This window comes from Maribacter sp. MMG018 (assembly GCF_018100785.1).
Lineage (GTDB): Bacteria > Bacteroidota > Bacteroidia > Flavobacteriales > Flavobacteriaceae > Maribacter.
This window is the reverse complement of record NZ_JAGJEC010000001.1, coordinates 687,094-708,204: the sequence shown is the minus strand read 5'-3', so window position 1 is coordinate 708,204 and position 21,111 is coordinate 687,094. Positions and strand designations below refer to the sequence as shown.

Genomic DNA, 21,111 nt, shown 5'->3' with positions numbered 1-21,111 from the left:
CTAATTTACGATGAACAATCGCACAATTTTAATTTTGTGCCCGGTTTTAGATTATTCCCACTAATACCGTTCCATTCTCGTAAATTTTCAATACTAATTCCTGGATATTTTCTAGAAATTGTCCAAAGTGAGTCTCCACTGCGCACTTCATGAACCTTAGTGTTACTCGTAACCGTAGATTTAGAAGGAGTGTTTTTGGGCTTTACGGAGGCTGTAGCATTTCTTCTAGGGTATATTGTCAACCGTTGTCCAATTCTAAGGTTATTTCCCCTTAAACCGTTCCAGTTTTTTATTTGACTTACCCTAACACCATACCGTTCAGCAATTTTTCCTAGATAATCGCCACTTCGCACCCTATATCGAATTCTATTCTCCTGTGCTTGTTTTACCAATTGTGGCAATGGGCTTTCCTTACTTTTAAGCTCTTTCTCTACATGGGCATAAATTGCCTCTTCGTTGGCAACGAATTTTCCCATTACGTCCACGGGCAATCTTAGCGCATAATTTTTACCTTCAATATAGGGTATCGCATTTAGTTTATAAGAGGGATTCAAAATCTTCAGTTCTTCTTTGTCTATACCTACCAATTCGGAAATTTGATCAAATGTTATCAAGCTTTTTACATGCACCGTATCCGTTTCAAAATAGGGCCTTTCTATCTTTTTGCCCTTTAAGCCGTGTTCCTCGGCATATTCAAAAATATACATGGTGGCCAAGAATGCAGGTACATATCCAGCCGTCTCCCTAGGGAGGTTTCTTCTAATGTTCCAGTAGTTTTTATACCCTCCAGACCTTCTAATGGCCTTGTTAACGTTGCCCGGACCAGAATTATATGCTGCCAATGCCAAGTCCCAATCATTAAATATATCATACAGTTTTGACAAATACTTGCATGCCGCCTCTGTAGACTTTATGGGGTCGCTACGTTCATCTACATAACTGGTTACGTCCAAGTCATACATCTTTCCCGTGCTGTACATAAACTGCCACAATCCGGTAGCCCCGACACGTGAACGTGCCTTGGGGTTTAAAGCAGATTCTATAATGGACAAATATTTCATCTCCAACGGAATATTATAATTGTCCATTTGTTGTTCAAAAAGCGGGAAATAGAATTGACTTGCGGTCAACATACGTTGCATAAGCCCCCTTTTTCTTGTCAAGAACGACTTAATAACATTCTCTAACGATGGATTGTAAGCTATATTAAAAGGCGTCTTTTGATTTAATTTTTCTAAACGAAGTTTTAGCGTGTCGGTATCAAGGTCGTAAACATAGGTAGAATCAGGATCTAGTGTAGTTACTTCATCATAGATTTCATCGAATAGCGGCGCATTGGCTATCAATTCTTTCATCCATAGACTATCATACTTTGCTGCTACCTCATTATCTTTAAGGTCATACTTTTTAGTCAATGGAGATTTGATCAAGACAAAATCGTTGTCCGGAAGAGAATCGACTGTAGAAAGGGCTATCACCTCTTCGGCCTGTAAAGCAATAGTATCGGAGACCATCTCCTCAACATCAAGCTTTTCTTTTTTAGTTGAGACTATAGAGTCTTTTTCCTGTGCCATCATAAAAAATGGCAATGCAAAAAGCCCTGAAAAAATGAAGTAGTTTAATTTTAACTTGATCATAGTAGCGTAAAATTTCTTAGCGGGACCAACGAAAATCGTACATTTTTCCGTTAGAATAAAATTTTCTTTCTTAAAATGCGGATATTCTCCCTAGTCCCGTTAATCGATAACGCCTTTACTACTCGTTTATTGCTGCAATACCGGGTAAGGTCTTACCTTCTAAACTTTCTAACATGGCACCACCACCGGTAGAAACATAACTAACTTTGTTCTCGAAGCCAAATTGTTTTACGGCCGCTACGGAATCTCCTCCTCCTACAAGGGAAAAAGCTCCGTTTTTAGTAGCCTCATCTATGTAGTTTCCAACAGCAATCGTTCCTTTTGAGAATTTTTCCATTTCAAAAACTCCTACTGGGCCGTTCCAAAGAATGGTTTTTGCGCCAAGTATGACATTTTTAAAGTTTTCCAATGTTTTTGGTCCTGCATCCAACCCTTGCCATCCGGCAGGAATCTTGTCTACATCCACCACTTGTGTTTTTGCATTGGCATCAAAAGCATCGGCTGCCAACACATCTACAGGAATATGTACGTTTACTCCTTTTTCTTTGGCTTGCTTTAAAATATCCATTGCCAAATCCATTTTGTCGTCCTCGCAAATAGAATCTCCTACTTGTCCGCCCTGTGCTTTGATGAATGTGTAGGTCATACCACCACCGATAATGAGGTCGTCTACCTTATCAAGAATGTTTTCTATAATTGTGATTTTAGATGAAACCTTTGCTCCTCCTAAAATGGCCAAAATTGGTTTTTCGCCAGTTCTCATCACTTTTTCAATGGCATCGATCTCTTTTGCCAATAAGTATCCAAAGCATTTGGCGTTCGGAAAAAACTTTGCCACTATCGTTGTAGACGCATGGGCCCTATGTGCGGTTCCAAAAGCATCGTTCACATAAATGTCGCCAAGTTTAGAAAGTTTTTCGGCAAAAGCCTCGTCTCCTTTTTCTTCCTCCGCATAATATCTAAGGTTCTCCAATAAAAGAACTTCTCCATTTTGAAGTTCGGCAACGGCCTTCTCTGCCTCTTCACCAACACAATCATCCACAAATTTTACTGCAACACCTATAATTTCAGATACTTTTGAGCAAATATGTTTTAAAGACAAATCAGGGTTTCTAACTCCTTTTGGCCTTCCTAGATGACTCATTAATACAGCACTTCCCCCGTCTTCCAACACTTTTATAATAGTAGGCTTGGCCGCTTCTATTCTATTGGTATCCGTTACTTCAAAATTCTCATTCAGGGGTACATTAAAATCTACCCTGATCAATGCTTTCTTATTTTCAAAATTATAGTCGTCCAGTGTTTTCATGAGATCTTGATTTTAAGTAAGTCGCAAATGTAAAGATTAATAGGGGGAGAAAAAACTCCGGCGGGTTAATTTATATCTCTATGGCATAATTCGAAAATGGGTTAAAAACAACTATATTTGAATCTATGTTTTTTAAGGATGTTTTAGGGCTTTCACATATAAAAAACCACTTGGTGAAAACCGCGGATGCAGGAAGGGTTCCACATGCCCAGTTATTCGTGGGGCCAGAAGGTTGCGGGGTTTTGCCCATGGCCTTGGCCTATGCCCAATACTTGATCTGTGGTAATACGAACGGCGAAAATGAAGGGGGCAACGTTTCTTGTAACCTGAAATTCAATTCATTCTCGCACCCCGATGTACATTTTGCCTTTCCGGTGGCCAATACCGACAAAGCAAAATCACACGCCGTAAGCGACCATTATATACAGGAATGGAGAGATTTCATGAAAGAACAACCATACGGAAATCTTTTCGACTGGCACCAACTTATCGGAATTGAAAAAAAGCAGGGGCAAATAGGTGTTGATGAAGCTCAGGATATTGTAAAAAAATTGTCGCTCAAATCATATGAAGGCGGTTATAAGGTAATGATTATCTGGATGGCCGAAAAAATGAATCTATCCGCGGCCAATAAATTATTGAAACTAATAGAGGAGCCACCGGAACAAACCGTTTTCCTGCTTCTATGCCAAGACGAAGAGCAGATTATACAAACCATACGCTCTAGGTGTCAAATCTTGCATTTTCCACCTTTAGCGGAGAATGCCATAACGGATGCCTTGATAAAAAATGGTGCTTCTACACAAGAAGCTGCGCAAATCGCCCATGAGGCCAACGGCAATTTCAACAAAGCACTGGACTTGCTCAACAAAGACTCTGAAGACTTGGTTTTTGAAAAATGGTTTGTGCAATGGGTGCGAAGTGCCTTTAAGGCCAAAGGCAACAAAGCGGTTATTCACGAACTTATACTTTGGAGCGACGAACTGTCGAAAACAGGTAGGGAAACACAAAAAAAATTTCTTCATTACTGCATTATGGTAATGAGGCAGGCATTATTGATAAATTACGGGGTCGATGAACTGGCCTATATGAAAATTCATGCTGATGGATTTCAGTTGGCAAAGTTTGCCCCCTTTATACACGAGAACAATATTTTAACGATTACGGAAGAATTGGAAAATGCCATTTACCATATAGAACGTAACGGAAATGCCAAATTGATATTTACCGATCTATCCATTAGGCTTACAAGACTTTTACATAAAAAAGCAACTCAAACCAATTAATAATATGGAAACTCTTCTGAACCATGCAACAGAAACAGTATTACTGCTATTTTTGATCATTACTTTTTTTCAAAGTGGTATTGACAAAATTTTTGATTGGAAAGGAAATGTGTCTTGGTTAAAAGAGCATTTTTCAAAAACGCTCTTTAAAGATATAGTTCCTGTTTTGTTGTTTATTGTCTTGGTTAGCGAAGTAGTGGCCGGTATTCTCTGTACCATTGGCCTCTATAGCATTTTAACTGTCGGTACTACCGTTATGGCCTTATACGGGGCCTTACTCTGTTCTTTAACGCTGCTAATGTTATTGTTTGGGCAAAGAGTGGCAAAAGACTACGAAGGTGCCAGAACGATCGTGGTTTATTTAATACCTACGGTTTTTCTGATATTTCTTTTACAGGCCTAATAAAAAAAGCCTTCCTGAACAGGAAGGCTTTTCTGGAGGCATCGAGCGGATTCGAACCGCTGTACAAGCTTTTGCAGAGCTCTGCCTAGCCACTCGGCCACGATGCCATTTTAAATCGAGTGCAAATTTAGTAAAATAAATTCTTTCGGCTTATTAGAAAAGTGAGTTTGTTTAAAACTTAAGCATCCTTTTTGGTAGAAAAGTATCAAGAACCGGAAAAACAAATCTTAAGAAAAACTAGAGGCATCGAGTGGATTCGAACCACTATAAGAACTCTTGCGGAGTTTTGCCTAACCGTTCAGCCACAATGCCTTTTTAGTATTATAAAACTATCTCAAAATAATTATTTAACGAAACAAACGCCTTATTGTTTATCGGTGAAAACTAAGTTTTACCGAAACTTTTTCTACATCTCCATTTATAGGTGGATTCACTTTAGAAACAGATATCTTTGATTTTTTTACCATCGGTATTTCATTAAATATCCTATCCCCGATTCTTTTGGCCACATGCTCCAACAATTTAGAGGGTATAGCCATTTCCTGTGCCACTATTTTGTTTATGTGAACATAGTCTACCGTGTTCTTTAGTTCGTCCGTTACAGAGGCTTGGGAAAGGTCTGCCTTAACCGTTACGTTCACCAAATAATCACTTCCTATTCTTGTTTCTTCCGAAAGACAGCCATGATAGGCATACACCCTAATATTGTCTACACTTACAGTTCCCATTATAAAAGTTAAGTTATAACGGCAAACTTAAAACAAAGAAAGCAAACTTTAGTAGGTACATCTACAATTACTGATACCTTGGAAAAGGTCTACCCCTAGCGTTAACACATGGGTTCCGCTACTATAGCCCAATATCTCGTTCAAAATTACCTGGTAAGAATACCCAAAATAAAAGTTGTTCTTTTTTAAACCAACAATAGGGGCAATATATAAAGGGTCTCCTATTTGGTCATTTAAGAACCTGTAGGTTACACCTGCATAGTAGTAATCTTCAAAATCGTACCATCTAAACTTAACGTTCAAATCGGTAACAGATCTACCATCACTTTCGAACAACTGAAAGAATACCGACGGTTCTATCTCTAAGTTACTTCTCCTGTTTTTTGTATATCTATATCCTGTATAGATATAGTAGTTACGTAACCTGTTAGGCTCAAAAACAGGGTTAAACTTGGTAAGATCCTTATTTAGTATATTAGATGCGTTTGCACTTATATAAAACTTGTCGTAGCGATATAACAGCCCTACGTCAAAGTTATGGTTCGTTGTTGCCCTGTCATCTGTTACGCTTGGATCCAAGGCGTCAAAATTCTCGATATCTATTCTAAACTGGTTAAAGTTATATGAGATCCCGAAAGACAAAAACTCGTCCTCATATCTATCTAACGTAAGGTGGTGGGCAAAAGAAACACGGGCTCCCCTTTGCTTTGTCTCACCGTTACTATCGTTGTACAGCAAGGCTCCGATTCCCGATTTTTCTCCTATTCGCATATCCGCCGCCAAAGATTGGGTGTCCGGCGCATCTTTAATACCTACCCATTGGGTTAGACCATTAACTCTAATTTTTACATGGTCTCCGATTCCCGCATAAGTGGGGGACATCACAAAAGGGTTGTCCGCCAAATATTGTGATAATTGCGGAATCGTAAGCTCCTGACCTCTTAGGGCAAAGGCACTAACAAAAAGAGCCAAGGTCAATAGTCTGTTTCGCATAGTTTTTTTAGGTTAAATTCTTTTATCTATATAGGGTAAAATGACCTACAAATTCACGTTCGTCCGTTTCTCCGTTCAATTGGATTACATACCAGTAATCTCCTGTTGGCAACTCCTTGTCATTATATTTACCGTCCCATCCTGCTGCATCGTAGGATTGTTCGGAAACCACTCTACCATAACGATCAAATATTTTGATTAGTATCTCTGGATACTGTTCCATGTTTCTTGGAATCCATAAATCATTGTTACCATCACCATCAGGGGTAAAGAAGTTAGGAATCTCGATATCTATAAACTCCATATAAATAGAAGCTATAGTCTCACATCCGTTCTCATCTACCACCCTAACTTCATAGGTGTCGGTTCTTGTAATATAGAAGGTGTTGTCGTTTCCGTTGTCAATACCATCAAAATAATAGGTGTATTCAGGTCTTCCTCCAAGGGCGTTTGCAGTAATCTCGTTCAGCTTGTTCTGCTCCAATTCCAAGGTCAAAGGATCAAATGCCTCTATAGAAAAGTCTATAGTAACCAAACAACCATTTGCATGGGCTATGGCAATGTAATGGTCCCCTGGGGCAATATTCGTGAAATCCGGATTCAACTGCATTGCAGAAGGATCTACAGAATCCAATGCATATAGAACATCTCCTATAACACTTTCGTCCTCTAACGTAATATTTATATAATTATTAGGCACATCTCCCGTACATTCATAGACAGGTTCTATAGTTGCGTTTAGGTTTACACCTGTATCAATGTCTACTACAACATTGGTTTCGCAACCATTGGCATCCCTAACAAACAATAGATAGTTTCCAGCGGCCATATTTATAAAATTAACCCTGTCTTCTACAAAATCGGCATCGTCATTAGAATTCAACGCTGTACTGTAAGGTGCCGTACCTCCGGTAATGTTCAACGTTATGGTTCCATCTTGGCTATCTACACATATTTCTGGTGTCACCTCTGCCTCTACCATTAGGGCGCTAGGCTCTGTTATGGTATAGGTCAGGTATTCAAAACAACCATTTATGTCCTGTGCGATAACGGTATAATCACCCGGCTCTAAATCGGTAAATGTATTAATGGTATCGAACTGGCTTAAATTAGGTGAAATCGCATATTGATAACCTCCCGATCCACCTGATAAGGTAACAGTAATACTTCCGTTGCCTTCTCCTGCACAAGTAACATTTACGATGTCTTCTGTGTACGACAATGGCGTTGGTTCTGTTATGATAACCTCTTCTGGCAAGGTTGTACAATCTTCACTGGTAACAGAGACATAGTATGTTCCTGCCGGTAGATTTCTAAACTCTCCTCTTGTTTGAGGCCCATATATTCTACTGGCGGCGGATAAAGAGGCATCTGTATACAACTCATATTCATAGTTGCCCAAACCACCCGACGCTTCCGCATATATACTTGCGGTACTTTCTCCGTTACAGTTGATCACCGCTGCAGAAAGATCTACCTCCAAATCCAATGGGTCTATCATATCTTCGGTAATAGCATTGGACAACACCGCATCACAGCCGTTAACATCCCTTACATAATATTGGTATGTACCTGCCGACAACACTCCTGTTTCCGGTAAAGGCATCGGATTGCTCGTCATAGGCAAGAATACCACGTTGTCGGTACTATATTCATAAGAACCACTACCTCCGGTAGCCGATAGTTCAAACTCTACCCCCGTGGCACAGGTCAATGGATCTGTTCTTATAAGTTGTGCCTGTACAAGAGTAGGCTCAATGATCTCTACCGTATTGGTAGTCACATCACAATCCCATCCATCGATAACGGTAACACTATAGATGCCAGCTCCCAAATCGTTAAAATCAGGGCTGAATTGTGCCCCTGTAGTGGATGTAATCGTTGTACCGGTAGCATCATATTGGTTTAACTGGTACTGATAATTTCCGCTACCTCCACTGGTAACCACTGCAGAAACAGTAGCTCCTGTGTCGCCATAACACGCTAAGTTGGTAACCAAAGGTGTTGCATTCGCTATGATCGGGGTAGCTGCAACCAAGGTTTCGTTATAGCTAACAAGACATCCTACGCTATCTGTCACCTCAACAGTGAAATCACCTGCAGAAAGATTGGTGAACAACATAGACTGTACATCTGTAAAACTATAGTTCTGACCAGTAGTTGTATTTGTAAGCTCTATATCATAAGGAGCATACCCTCCTGTGACCTCAACAAGAATTTCTCCCTTATCATCGGTACAAGTAGCTTCTTCCTCAGGTGTTACAGTAGCCGATAAAGGCATATCTGGAGACACTATTGTAACCATATTGGTGTCTTCTGAACAAAGAGGAACCGATGTTTCCGTTATACGCACAAAGTAGCTTCCTCCTGTCAGCCCTCCTATTGTTCTAGGATTGACACTTGTATTTGCTGCGGTGGCAGGTATAACGATGTTTCCTGCATTGTCGAGTACCTCATATTGGTAGCTGCCCGAATATCCGTCAATATCTATTGATAAAGCCCCATTATTATCACCGTAACATGTTACAGGTGTCGTTGCCACTGCCGTTGCCTCTATAAAATCGAACGGCTCTACATCGTACGCAGGGGTATCAAAATAACATCCTGTGTCCGTATCGGTAACCCTAAAGGTATAAGAACCTGTAGTAAGCAAGTCGAATGTAGCCGTATTGGCAGTAGTGCCTTGTAATGTCGCATTGGTATTACCAATCGGTAACAATTCATACGAGTAGTTATGTGCCAACCCATTATCGTTAACAGTAATTGTTATTGTTTCGGCATACGTACACGATATCTCTACATCTGTAGCTATAGTAGCCGTAAACTTGTTTATAGGCTGAATGGTAACGGTATCCGTCGTCGTACATCCATTATCGTCCTTAGCATATACCGTTATGGTCTGCACGCTTCCGTCATCAACAATATTGAACGTGTTCGATGATTGATACGTAATATTGTCCAAACTAAACAAATATGGCCCCGTACCCGAAGAAACACCTGGTGTAGATATTCCATCCAATACATCAACAGTAATCGTAGCCGTATTGACACTATTGTCAGCGGCACAATCAAATGCCGTCGCTGTAGCGTCTATTCTCAACTCTTGTGGTTCGTTTACGGTTTCGTTCTTAGTTGCTTCACAACCTTTTGCCGAAATAACTCTTACTTGGTATTCACCAGCGGCCAAATTGGTAAACAATGCACTATTTTGTGGTCCTGCTATCGGATTCACCAAATCGGAAATGGCATAAAGCTCATATTCATAATCTGGATCGGTGTTGGTTGCAGGGTCTATCACCGCCGTTATGCTACCATCACTACCTCCAAAACAACTAACATCGGTAACCGTAGCGTTTAACAGCGCTGGCAGAACAGGAGCTTCTAAACGTTGTGTAATGGTTCTCTCACATATAGGACTGTCAGTATCCAAATCCCTTACCAAGAAACTATAAAGGCCAGGTTGGTCAAGGTTTGTAAAAATACCGTCCGTATTGGTAGCAGTTGTAGTTCCGTCAGGATATGTAACCGTGTATTCCAAGTTTGTAGAGCCTCCGTTTACATTAATGGTAATTTCTCCTCCTGAATTCACGGTACAATCGATTGTCTTAACCACAGTTGCCGTAAGGTTCATTTCCTCGTACAGCAGTTCTGCAGGAGTTGTAAAAGTACAGCCCCACTGATCCGTAACACGAACCGCATAGCTTCCTGCGCCCAGGCCAGAGAATACCCTGGTGTTCTGAGGTGCTCGGAAATCGGATCCGTTCAATATTAATTGATAGGTATAGTTACTTCCTTGTCCGCCCGTTGGTAGGCTCACTTCAATTTCCCCTTCTAGGTTTGTACAATTTTCTTGGTTTATTTGTAGTGTAGCCGCGATCGGCGCAGGAACATCAAGTACAATATTATCTTGAATCAATCTTTCACAACCTGCTGAGTCACGTGCCCAAGCTTGGTATGTACCGGCAGAAAGCCCTGTAAATGAGGCGTCTGACACAAAATCTATAGTTGCAGGAGCTCCAACACCTACATAATAGGTGTAGCCGCCCCATCCTCCGGTTACATTGGTAATGGTAATAGAACCATCGTTGCCAGGAACACATGTAATATCCGTTACTACGGTAGCTCCGCTAATATCGGCCGTTGGGCCATTTATAGAGAACGCCTCTGTATTTGTACAGAAAGGATTGTTGTCCTGTACAACAGAAACATAATAACTGCCAGCCGGTAGGCTAATATCGGCCGTTGGGCCATTTGTTGCTTCTGTGCCTGAAGTAACAACGGTGTCATCGCCTGTATTCGCCAAAGTACCATTGGTGTCATAGATGGTCCAAGTAAACCCTCCTGGGTATGTTGCATCGACCAATTCAAAGTTTACAGCACCTGTAGCGGTACCATAACAAACGACATCACTGGTTTTTACCACATCAATAGTAAATGTATTTGGCTCCAACAATGTTTGGGTAGCCGAGATTACACACCCTGTATCTACATGTCTAATCAAAATAGTATATGCACCTGGCACTAGACCTGGAAATACATTGGATGCCTGATAGGTGGCCCCATTATCGATACTGTACTCGAATTTAGATGAATCACCTAATGTAGATGTTACGTTTACGGTCAGTTCACCATCGGTACCAGGGTTACAAGTTACCGTATTGGTAATGTCTGCCGTTGCGGATATCAGCTCGTCAAACGGTTCGATTGTCGCCGTAGTAGTACCCATACATCCATTACTATCATAGACATTGATGGTATAACTACCTCCTGCTATATCTGTTTCCGTATAAACAGGATTCGTACCGTCTTGAACAACAACCGGTGCTTCTACAGTTGCTGTATTTGGGTCGTCTTCTTCAATAAATTCATATCTAACATACGTACCCGAACCTCCAGTAATAAGGGTCTCATCGATAGTGATGGTAGCGCTGTTTCCATTGTTTCCAGCAGTACATATAAATTCTTGTACCGATGCTGTCACATTATCTATTTCCTCAGGTTGCAAAATAACTTGGGTGATATCTTCAAAACAACCATTTGCGGCTGTTGCCCTTATCGTATAAGTAATTCCGGGAGCTACAGCTCCTTCCAAACCATTAAAGACTGCCGTTACATCCGTATTTGATGATGCCGAAATAGGGAAAGTTGCCCCACTTCCCGGACCTGAAATAATCTCAAAAGTAAACGGTCCTATACCACTATCTACTGCCGATACTGCAATGGTACCATCAGAAACACCATAACAAGTAGCATTTGTATAGGCATCAATAGACAATACAGGCTCTACCGCTGGTGGTACCGTTACCGTAAACACCCTATTACATTCTGGTGACGAGGTACTGTTGTCATATATGGTGATAGTATAATCTTCTGGTATCAACGTATTAAAAACATAAGGGTTGCTAGGTAGATTGGTCCTGGCGACCACTGTTCCCGTTCCGTCGGAAATTTCATAATCATAATTATTGGAGCCTTGGGTCACCTCGATGGTAATACCTGCATCTTGTGGCGTAGAACAATCCAATAATTTAGTAAGGATAACATCAGCTTCTAAAACAGGATGCACCTCGATCGTATCGGTATCGGTACAACCGTTTGTGTCCATAATAGCCACAGTATATGATCCTGAAGCCACATTGTTGAATACGCCTCCATTATCCACATAAGTAGTTCCTCCGTCAATGGAGTACAAATATGTTCCGGTTCCTCCGCTAGCATTTACCGTTAAACTTAGCGGTGTTGCACAATTTGAAACCGATATGTTATCGATAGACGGACTTTGGGCTATATTCATTGAAACGGTCTGTGTTGCCACCGTACAGCCATATTGGTCCGTTACATCAATGTCTATATTAAATGGTGAAGCCGTAACATCCACTATATTAGAAATAGGAACTTCTATAGGGTTAGATGTTGTTACAATATCAGCCGTGAAATTACCACTGCTTAAAGTGTAATTATAGGTGCCTCCACCACCTTGAATATTTTGAATCTCTATAATTCCCGGATCGGCACAAGTAATGTCTTCCAATACATTTGGTGTATAGGTAATTGGATCTAATTCCCTAACACGTACATTTTCACTTCCAATAATACAATTATTAGGTGCCGCACCCCTAATTTCCACATAATAGTCACCTTCTGGCAAGCTTGCCGGTGTAGGCACTACAAAACTATCACCAGATACAAACCCAGCTACAGTACCAGACTGAACAAGCGTATGGGGCAAAGTGCTCTCTATGCGATAAAAATCCCAATCAAACGAGCCACCAAGTTCTCCTGGAGTGTCTTCTGTTACGGTATAGGTTATTTGCCCGTTACTAAAGCCATCGCAGGTTGGGGTCACCTCAGCATCTATTTGTACCGGAGGTGGTACCACGTCGTTTACATTTACACTACTTTGTCTCATACATGGGCTGCTGTCCCGTGCATAAAAAACATAGGTGCGTCCTGGAACAAGGTTAGAATATACATGGTTACCAGGTGTAAAAGCGGTCCATGTTGCCGTAGCCGCATTAAAATTGGCCGGATCGTCGGTATACGTATATTGATATGGAGCCAAACCTTCCGTTCCCTGTACGATAACCTCTAAATTATTACAGCTAACAAGATTTGCTGTAAGATGTATATTAAGGTCGTCTAAAGGATATGGAATGGTCTCTCTTGTCAAATCTAAACGACAATTGGTTCCAACAACCCTCACTACTGGATCCACCTCGGTTCCGGATGCATATGCCACCCCAACAAAGGTGTCGCTCGATTGCCATGAAGCCCCACCGTCCGCACTAAATTCTAGGGTACCCAAAGTAGTTGGGTAGTTGATAAATCTAAACCCGTACTGATTAGGGTCGGGATCACATCCTGAAGGTACGATCGCTTCAAAATCTGCCGTAAGCTCATCAGGGTTTGCAATATTCACAGGAGTTTGTGAAACCATACAACCATCGGGATCCGAAACATTAATCGTATAATTCCCCGGCGCAAGATTATAGAAGTTAGTGGTAGCCCCCAAAACATTTGTCAATGTTTCATCGGAAGCTCCTCCATTGTCCAAATCGATAATCTGTACCGTATATGGAATATTACCTGAGGTAATATCCACCTCAATAGAACCAAATCCGTCATGACATATCGGATCTGTTGGTGTTGCGGTAAACGTCAGCGGCACCGCTGGTTTAACCTCAACAGTTTCCATGTATTCACAGTAAGGCGTGCTCGCCGAATTATCCCTTACATATACATCGTAGGTGCCTTCATTGCCCGCAGTCACGGTAAATGAATTTGATGGTCCGAAGGACCCTGTCGGGTCTGTAGTGGTAGGCACAAAAGCATAGGCATAACTACCATCGCCCCCTGTTGCCGTAACCGTAATATTACCACCTGCACAATTACTGATGTCGGTAACATCGACAATGGCCGTTAATTGTGGCTCAAGGGTAACACTCTGTTGTGCCGGAGCACAGCCATACCCATCCCTAACATCAATAGTATAGGTGCCACTGCCAAGGTTCTCAAAAGTATAGGTAGTTAAGTTACTAGGTGTTGGTGTCAACCAAGGCCCGGAATTAATGCTAAACTGATAATCGCCATTACCTGCGGTTACATCTACCTGTATACTACCATCATTGTTACCTGAATAACAGGCAACAGGGGTAAGGGTAAATACCGGGGTTACAGGAGCAACAACGGTAATAGCCGTATCTATAGGGTCTGAACATCCGTTCGTGTCTCTTGCCCTTACAATATAATCGCCTGCCGCAACACCGTTAAATGTTGTACTGGGCTGGTATCCGGTAACAACATTTCCTAAATCATCTTCCAATTGATATTCATACCCTGGTGTACCACCAGTGGCACTGGCTGTTATTGTAGCCCCACCATTATCACAAGTATATTCTTGTGTTATAGAAGCACTGGCAACCACGGCATCCGGTTCCCCTATAGTTTGATTTATTGTTACGGTACATCCCGCAACAGGGTTGTCTACATCTCTAATATAAATAGTATAACTACCTGCCGATAGCGATGATATTGTTGCTGGAGAGCTCGTTGAGCTACCCAATATCGTAGTAAAATCATCTAAACTATATTCATAACCGCCAGTTCCAAAATTATCGACCTCAAAAGTGATGTCTCCATTACTGGCCCCATTACAATCTACATCTGTAAAGCCTATTACATTGGCGGCAAAAGCATTTCCTGGTTCAACGGTTACATCTAAAGTAACTGTTTGATAACATTGTTCCGGATTTTGATATGCTTCAATATTGTCAATGGCAACATCGTTTCCGTTAGTTCCGGTAGCAATAGTTCTGATAACAATATCGATTGTACTGTTCGCTCCAGGATCCAATGGAGGAATACTAACACTTCTCCAATCGTTGGGTCCCGTATTTTCAGATATAAGGCCCGTAGTACCACTATCTATAACATTGCCCAAGGGATCTACGATTTCTACCAAAATATTTGGTTCTATAATATTAGTACCTTGTTTTACCAAATTGATTACGTCCAGCTCTACCTCTACATCCCTGTTCGGAATAATTTCAACACCGGTCTTGCTATAAACAATAGTGTTTACACCCGGGTCGCCAACATTAATGGCCAAATATCTACCATTAGGATCCCCGGAATTATCTATAGGGCTTACCCAAGTGCCAAAAGGATCGACAATGGTATTGGTAACACTATATTGTAAATCGTTAATCTCAAAATTGGCATCGGCACATGTTCCCAAAGAAGCATCTTGAGATTCATAACAATAATATGCCGAATCTATCTGAGGAATGGAAACATTAGGACCTGTTCCAAAATCTTCCTTCAAAAGCTCACTTTTAGCAGGTGGTGTAGCACTTATATAATCTACCCTTACGGTGTGTGTTCCCACTGGTACGTCCGCAAAAACATTGGAATCTGAAGGTGAATTTACACTTCCGTTTAAATAGTAGGTATATTCCAAATTAGGGTTGTCAGGAGAAATGGTAACAATACCCGTGCCTTCACAAGAATAATCTACCGATGGTGTCAACGTTACATTCGGTGGTGTGGGTGCCTGTTCTATGGTAACCGACATTGGGTAGGTACAACCATTCGCATCTTTGATATACACCGTATGTGTTCCCGGTAAAAGGAAACCTATAGCACTTGTATCATAGGTAGATCCCCCATCAAAACTATATGTATATGGTGCCGTACCCCCTTGGGCATTGGTTACCCTTACCTCTGCACCGTCGCTTGGGTTACATTCTACCAATTGCGTTACCGCAGCCGAAGCAGAAAGGGTAAAGGGCTCCGTAATGTTATAGGTTTGGGTAACTTCACAATTATTCACATCCCTTACACTAATACTGTAGGTTCCGGCCCCAAGGTTGTTAAATGTGTTCGTTATTTGATAGGTAGCACCATTATCTATACTATATGTAAATGGAGCTTCGCCGCCAGATGCCACGATAGTTATCGTCGCCTGATTTTCACCACTACAAAGAATTGGGGTGTTGGAAACAGTAATTGCAAGTGGGTCATCTTGTTGTATATTAATATCATACACAGCTTCGCAATAACCGGTGTTGCCATTATTATCCCTTACATAAACATCGTAATCGCCTGCGGTTATACCTGAAACTGGATTGTTAGCAGCAGAAAAATCTCCTGCGGCTGGAGTATCCCCGTCCGCCACTACGGCATACACATAATTTCCATCGCCACCAGCTGCCGTAATATCGATGTCGGTGTCGGTGTCACAGGCAGAAATTGGAGAGGCACTTGCCAATACGCTCAACTCTGGATTAATGGTAATAGTTTCTGTAGCCGCACAGCTTTTTCCGTCTCTAACCCCTATGGTGTATGTACCAGCGGAAAGACCTGCAAATATATTATTTGAAGAAAAAGCTCCTCCATTTATGTTGTACTCAAAGTTGCCATCTCCTCCAGAAATTACATTGGCAGTAATCGTTAAACCTACCGCATCATCATAACAAAAACTGTTCGGGATCAACTCTAAAACAGGAGCAACGGAAGGATCCATTACAAAAGAGAAAGGCACAATACAATTGTTGGCATCTGTAATAGTACCGTTATAAGTACCTGTTTGCGTTAAGCCTGAAAAAGCTCCGGTCGTATTAGACCCAAAGGCAGAACCATCCGGATTTGTTAAATCAAATTCATAGCTTCCCCATCCTCCGGTCGCAGTAATCACCACGCTACCATTCGCCAAACATGTAGGTTGGGTAACCGCTAAGTCCGAAACGGTCAATGCGGTCAATGGACCTTCTAATGTATAGGTTTCCGAATAAGTACAATTAGTATCCGTATCCACTATATCCAAGGTATAATCACCTGCTTCAAGATTTGATAGGTTGATAGAGGCTTCTACACCTCCTGTAGCTTCTACGCCCGATGGTCCGGTAACCGTATATGTAAAGTTTTGTCCGGTTTGATAATTTATAGTAAACTGAACACTACCATCATCGGCACCAAAACAACTTACAGGTGTTAAGGTGGATCCACTCATGGTAATGGGAACAATAGGAGCTATCGTATAGTTTTCGTCATAAAAACAGCCGTCCGCATCGGTAACCCTTATCGTATATGTGTCTGCGGCAAGACCGTCAAAATCGGCCGTATTGCCCGAAGCACTGGAAGGGTTGATCGTTGTTGGCACAATAATTTCAAATGTATAAGGTGCCGTACCATCAACCGCGGTAACGTTCAACGATACCGTTTCTGCAGGACACGTAATCTGCGATTCTACTATTGTTAGATCTGTAGGCGGGTTGGGAGCATCAATAACAATAGGTGCTGCCGTAAAAACACATCCGCTGGCATCTCTTATACTTATCGTATAGCTGCCGTCGGTTAAGTTTTCGAACCTATTTGCATTTGGAGTAGTATCCGGAACAAAGTTGATTCCGTCTATACTATACTGGTAAGGAGCCGTACCTCCGCTTACATTGATCACTTCGATAATACCCTCTTGCAGACAGGTATAATCTTGAACCAACTGGGCCGTACCCGTAATTGCGCTGGTCGGTTCTGCAATCGTGAAGGAGTTTTCATAATTACAAGATATACTTCCTCTGCTTTGGTTTATAATTACCTTATAGTCCCCTGCCGATAAATTGGTGAAATTACCCGATCCATTTTCTGAAATTTCTACATCGTTTTCATCAAATAGCGTAAAGGTCAATACATTTCCATTATCATTTATCAGGTTATAATGTATACTACCGCTGGCTTCCCCAAAACAAGCAACATCGGTTACTGTTGTAGGGTCAAAATCTGCCGGTGGTTGAAACTCTATGGTTACCGTATTGGAATATGCAAAACAGCCACTTCTGTCTATAACAACAAAGGTATAGTCTCCCGCATCGGCAATACTGAAATCGGTACTTGTCTGGAATTCTGAAGAAGGAATATCTTCAGGGGAAGGATACGATGTAACCGTATTTCCGCCATCATCCACATAAGACCAAATAGCATATCTATGAGGTGTTACACCTCCGGTAGACTCCATTGTTATGATGCCATCCTCACAAGAAATATGTTGAGACACCCTTGCGGTTACCTCAAGATCGTTTTCGTCGATTATAGTAACGTTCTCACTATAAGAGCACCCATCTGCCGTACGTATAATAGCGATATAATCTCCAGGTGTTAAACCTTCAAAAGTGAAATCATTGTCCACTTGGGCCGTTTCATTATCCACCAAGGTTCCTTGGCCTCCATTACTACCATCATCCAGTCTAATTTCATACTCATAAACAGGCTCTGCGTTGTTTATCTGTAAGTTAATAGACCCTGCAGCAAAACAGGTTGCCGATGTTACGTTTACGGCATAGGTTACGTCTCTTTCCTGTACACCTATTACAGGTGTTGAAAAAATACAGGCATTGTCTATAGGGTCTCCGTCAGTGTCCAATTGGGTTACCTCAACCCTGTAAGATCCACTTTCTCCCGTACTAAAATCAAAGCTAGGCCCGTTGTTGGCGCTAAATGGAACCAATATATCGCTCGTAATATCATCTACCAACTGATAGCCATAACCATTACCAAGGTTGGTTATGGTTATGTTTCCATCCGTATTACAAATAATATCAGCGGAATTATACTCTATGTCAAGATTGTTCTGAAAACCGTTAAAGTAAAAACGGCTTGTACATCCATTTTGATACGTAACCGATAAACGGTACTGCCCTTCGGAATCCAACACATAACTCTTGCCTCTTCCTACTTCGTCCCAAGTACAGGTAAGAGCCTTGTTGGCACAATCATCACCAGATGGAGAACAACTGCCTTCGTCCAGCTTTTCCCAAACAATACTCTGGGCATCAACGATGTTTACCTGTAATTGATGGGAATCATCGATACCACATAAGAATATTTTCGGCAACAGGTCATTGTCGACACTACAGGTCACTATTTCGCCCGAGATATCATTTGATGGATCGGTATCGCTGTTTACCGCATTATAAAACTCAATTATGGGGTGTGGCAAGCTGCCAGAACCGTAGGGCTCTACATTTATTATTTCTTTAAACCCTTTACAAGGATCTGTTGCAATTTTGTCTACAATATAAGTTCCTATTGCATCTACTAAAATTGTACTTGGATCATTATCGGGGTCACCATCTACATTGGTAATATCGGTATCCCCGGGGTCTATTTCTCCGTTTCCGTTGTTGTCTCTATACCAAAAATAGTCATCAAAGCCATCTCCGGCATCCAATAATGCGTTTGCCCCACAAAGTTCTACCGTTCGGGTAAAGTTACAATCTGAGAGGTCGTCCAATAAAAAGTTTGTGGCCCCTGGAACTACAAATCCACAAGCATCAAAATCGGTTACACTAGGGTCATCGGTAACCACGGCACTGTTTTCAACTCCGCTATACGTTCCATACGCCAAGTTTTGTATCAGATCTGAACAGGCATCTATAAAATCAAAACAGTTTTCGGCAACCTGAACCCTCATCCGAATAGAGTACTCAGGGTCACCTTCTTCTATATATCCATCCGGGACCGAAAAAGTGACTTCTCTCGTATTTGGGTCATAGCTATAGGTTACATCTTCCGGTAGATCATCTGGAAGATCAAAATCGGAATCTATAAAATAAGACCTGCCGTACGGAGGAGAAACGTTTACCGGTAATACATCTCTTATCGTATAATTGGTACCATCATCGTTACCAAGATTCTGAAAAGTAAGCACGTAGTCCAAAACCTGACCAAGATGAACACCTTGCCCTGTGATATCGATCCCGCCAGGCGTATATACCTTCTTCTCCAAAACAATCTTTGGAGCAATGATCTCCACATCAAAGGAGGTAAAGAAAATATCATATTTATCTTGGCTAGACGAAGCTCTTAAAACAGCACTGGTAGCACCATTAGGAATTACGTCCTTATTGTCGTTGGGTATTTCTATTAAATCTAAATCCCATCCAAGCGTGTTGGTACTGTTTGGGTTTCTTGTTGTGACAGGATTTCCTTTTAAGGTAATACTGGAATTAAAAAAGTTGTTTGCCGGGTTTTCACCATCCGACAATGATGTAAATACTCCTCCACCAAAAGCATCGATGCTAAGTCCATCCCCCTGAATATTGTTGTCCCCTTCAAGCGTGGCAACGCCCATATTGGCTATAACAGGAAATGGAGCTGGCAACGTAGTAAAACCACTAATTGGAATATCTACGCTTTCACCCGATTTTATACCTGCATAACCGTCGAAAGTAGTGATAAACTTACTACCTGGAAGATTGGGGTTTTCATATACGATGACCAAGTTCCACCCTCCTGATATACCACCAGGAATACCAAGGTCTCTACCAACACCGTTACTTGCTCTTACGTTTGCAACAAAATACTCACCGTTCGGATTTGCCAAACTAGATACAATCGATGTTACGTCTTTATATGCCGCATATGGGCTATAATCACCAAAATCGGAATCACCGTTTCCGTCAAATAGAATTTCATCTGCTGTAATATCTTGGTAAGATCCTCCCGGTACTCTAAACTTAATATTATCTATATTGCTACGATCAGAATTTTTGTATACGGCCGACCAATAAAGCCCTGCGTATCTTACTCTGGCACAGCTAATATCGGGTATTTGCAATGTAGCACTACTGGAACTAAAGGTTGATGCATCACCGTCAATATCAATATATTGCATGTCGAGGTCATCATTGGCTCTAGAGGAACTACCCGTTAGATTATACGGATCGTTCGGAAATTGTTCGGGATAACAAGTTCTCCATATCCAAAAACCTGTACAATATGGGTCTATATGCGGGGCTACAATGCTATTTCCAACAAAGGTAAGTTCTCCCCGTATATCCGCTTCATATCTAACTTCAAAGTTCTTCTTTACCTGTGAAAAAGCGGTAAAAGAACCCAATCCAAAGAAAAGTATAACTAGGGTACATTTAATAAAATGTGTTCTCATAGAAGAAAAATATTTGATCATGCTCTGTTATTCTTTGAGTATATATCTGTTACCTTTTTGTGAAAGGTCTGAACAGGACACTCCAAAACAAATATTACCCATACTATTGAGGTGTAAAATTTAATGTTGTTATAACATGTTAATGTGTTGTGAAATGATCTTTATGAGCAGTAAATTTTTTTTGACATAGTCCATTTTTAAGACTAAAAACCATTGTTCAAAATCCTTTTTGAGTTTCCGTTTTTCATTATATGCAAACAAAAAAGTCCAAAAACCGCATATGGTTTTTGGACTTTTATCCTCTATTTTCAA

Annotated in this window: 7 protein-coding genes and 2 tRNA genes; 2 read left to right on the top strand and 7 right to left on the bottom strand. The window is 41.2% G+C overall.

Annotated elements, in window-relative coordinates; translation table 11 throughout:
- Window positions 1-5 precede the first annotated feature (5 nt).
- Both J8L85_RS03070 and J8L85_RS03065 read right to left on the bottom strand, forming a co-directional pair.
- A complete protein-coding gene (locus tag J8L85_RS03070; protein ID WP_211014422.1) occupies window positions 6-1,637 on the bottom strand; it encodes a lytic transglycosylase domain-containing protein in 1,632 nt (543 codons plus the stop codon).
- A gap of 118 nt (window positions 1,638-1,755) precedes the next feature.
- A complete protein-coding gene (locus J8L85_RS03065) occupies window positions 1,756-2,946 on the bottom strand; it encodes a phosphoglycerate kinase (RefSeq protein ID WP_211014421.1) in 1,191 nt (396 codons plus the stop codon).
- A gap of 125 nt (window positions 2,947-3,071) precedes the next feature.
- On the opposite strand from J8L85_RS03065, the gene J8L85_RS03060 reads away from it, so the two are divergent.
- A complete protein-coding gene (locus J8L85_RS03060) occupies window positions 3,072-4,232 on the top strand; it encodes a DNA polymerase III subunit delta' (protein ID WP_211014419.1) in 1,161 nt (386 codons plus the stop codon).
- Window positions 4,233-4,236: 4 nt separating this feature from the next.
- Window positions 4,237-4,635, top strand: a complete 399-nt coding sequence (locus J8L85_RS03055) for a DoxX family protein (protein ID WP_211014417.1) — start codon at window positions 4,237-4,239, stop codon at window positions 4,633-4,635.
- A 33-nt stretch (window positions 4,636-4,668) separates the two neighbouring features.
- Here the strand turns inward: J8L85_RS03055 and J8L85_RS03050 are convergent.
- The 5 genes from J8L85_RS03050 to J8L85_RS03030 form a co-directional block, all read right to left on the bottom strand.
- Window positions 4,669-4,742, bottom strand: a tRNA-Cys gene (locus tag J8L85_RS03050).
- 134 nt (window positions 4,743-4,876) lie between these two features.
- Window positions 4,877-4,947, bottom strand: a tRNA-Cys gene (locus J8L85_RS03045).
- A gap of 59 nt (window positions 4,948-5,006) precedes the next feature.
- On the bottom strand, window positions 5,007-5,363 hold the full coding sequence (gene folB / locus J8L85_RS03040; protein ID WP_211014415.1) for a dihydroneopterin aldolase: 357 nt from the start codon (window positions 5,361-5,363) through the stop codon (window positions 5,007-5,009).
- Window positions 5,364-5,411: 48 nt separating this feature from the next.
- Window positions 5,412-6,356 (bottom strand): type IX secretion system membrane protein PorP/SprF, encoded by a 945-nt coding sequence (locus J8L85_RS03035; protein WP_047246875.1) that lies wholly within the window; start codon window positions 6,354-6,356, stop codon window positions 5,412-5,414.
- 22 nt (window positions 6,357-6,378) lie between these two features.
- Window positions 6,379-20,799, bottom strand: a complete 14,421-nt coding sequence (locus J8L85_RS03030; protein WP_211014413.1) for a T9SS type B sorting domain-containing protein — start codon at window positions 20,797-20,799, stop codon at window positions 6,379-6,381.
- Window positions 20,800-21,111: the final 312 nt, after the last annotated feature.

Excerpts from the sequence above, each read along its gene's own strand:
- J8L85_RS03070 (WP_211014422.1), bottom strand. The coding sequence starts at position 1,637 with ATGATCAAGTTAAAATTAAACTACTTCATTTTTTCAGGGCTTTTTGCA.
- J8L85_RS03065 (WP_211014421.1), bottom strand. The coding sequence starts at position 2,946 with ATGAAAACACTGGACGACTATAATTTTGAAAATAAGAAAGCATTGATC.
- J8L85_RS03035 (WP_047246875.1), bottom strand. The coding sequence starts at position 6,356 with ATGCGAAACAGACTATTGACCTTGGCTCTTTTTGTTAGTGCCTTTGCC.
- J8L85_RS03030 (WP_211014413.1), bottom strand. The coding sequence starts at position 20,799 with ATGAGAACACATTTTATTAAATGTACCCTAGTTATACTTTTCTTTGGA.
- J8L85_RS03060 (WP_211014419.1), top strand. The coding sequence starts at position 3,072 with ATGTTTTTTAAGGATGTTTTAGGGCTTTCACATATAAAAAACCACTTG.
- folB (WP_211014415.1), bottom strand. The coding sequence starts at position 5,363 with ATGGGAACTGTAAGTGTAGACAATATTAGGGTGTATGCCTATCATGGC.
- J8L85_RS03055 (WP_211014417.1), top strand. The coding sequence starts at position 4,237 with ATGGAAACTCTTCTGAACCATGCAACAGAAACAGTATTACTGCTATTT.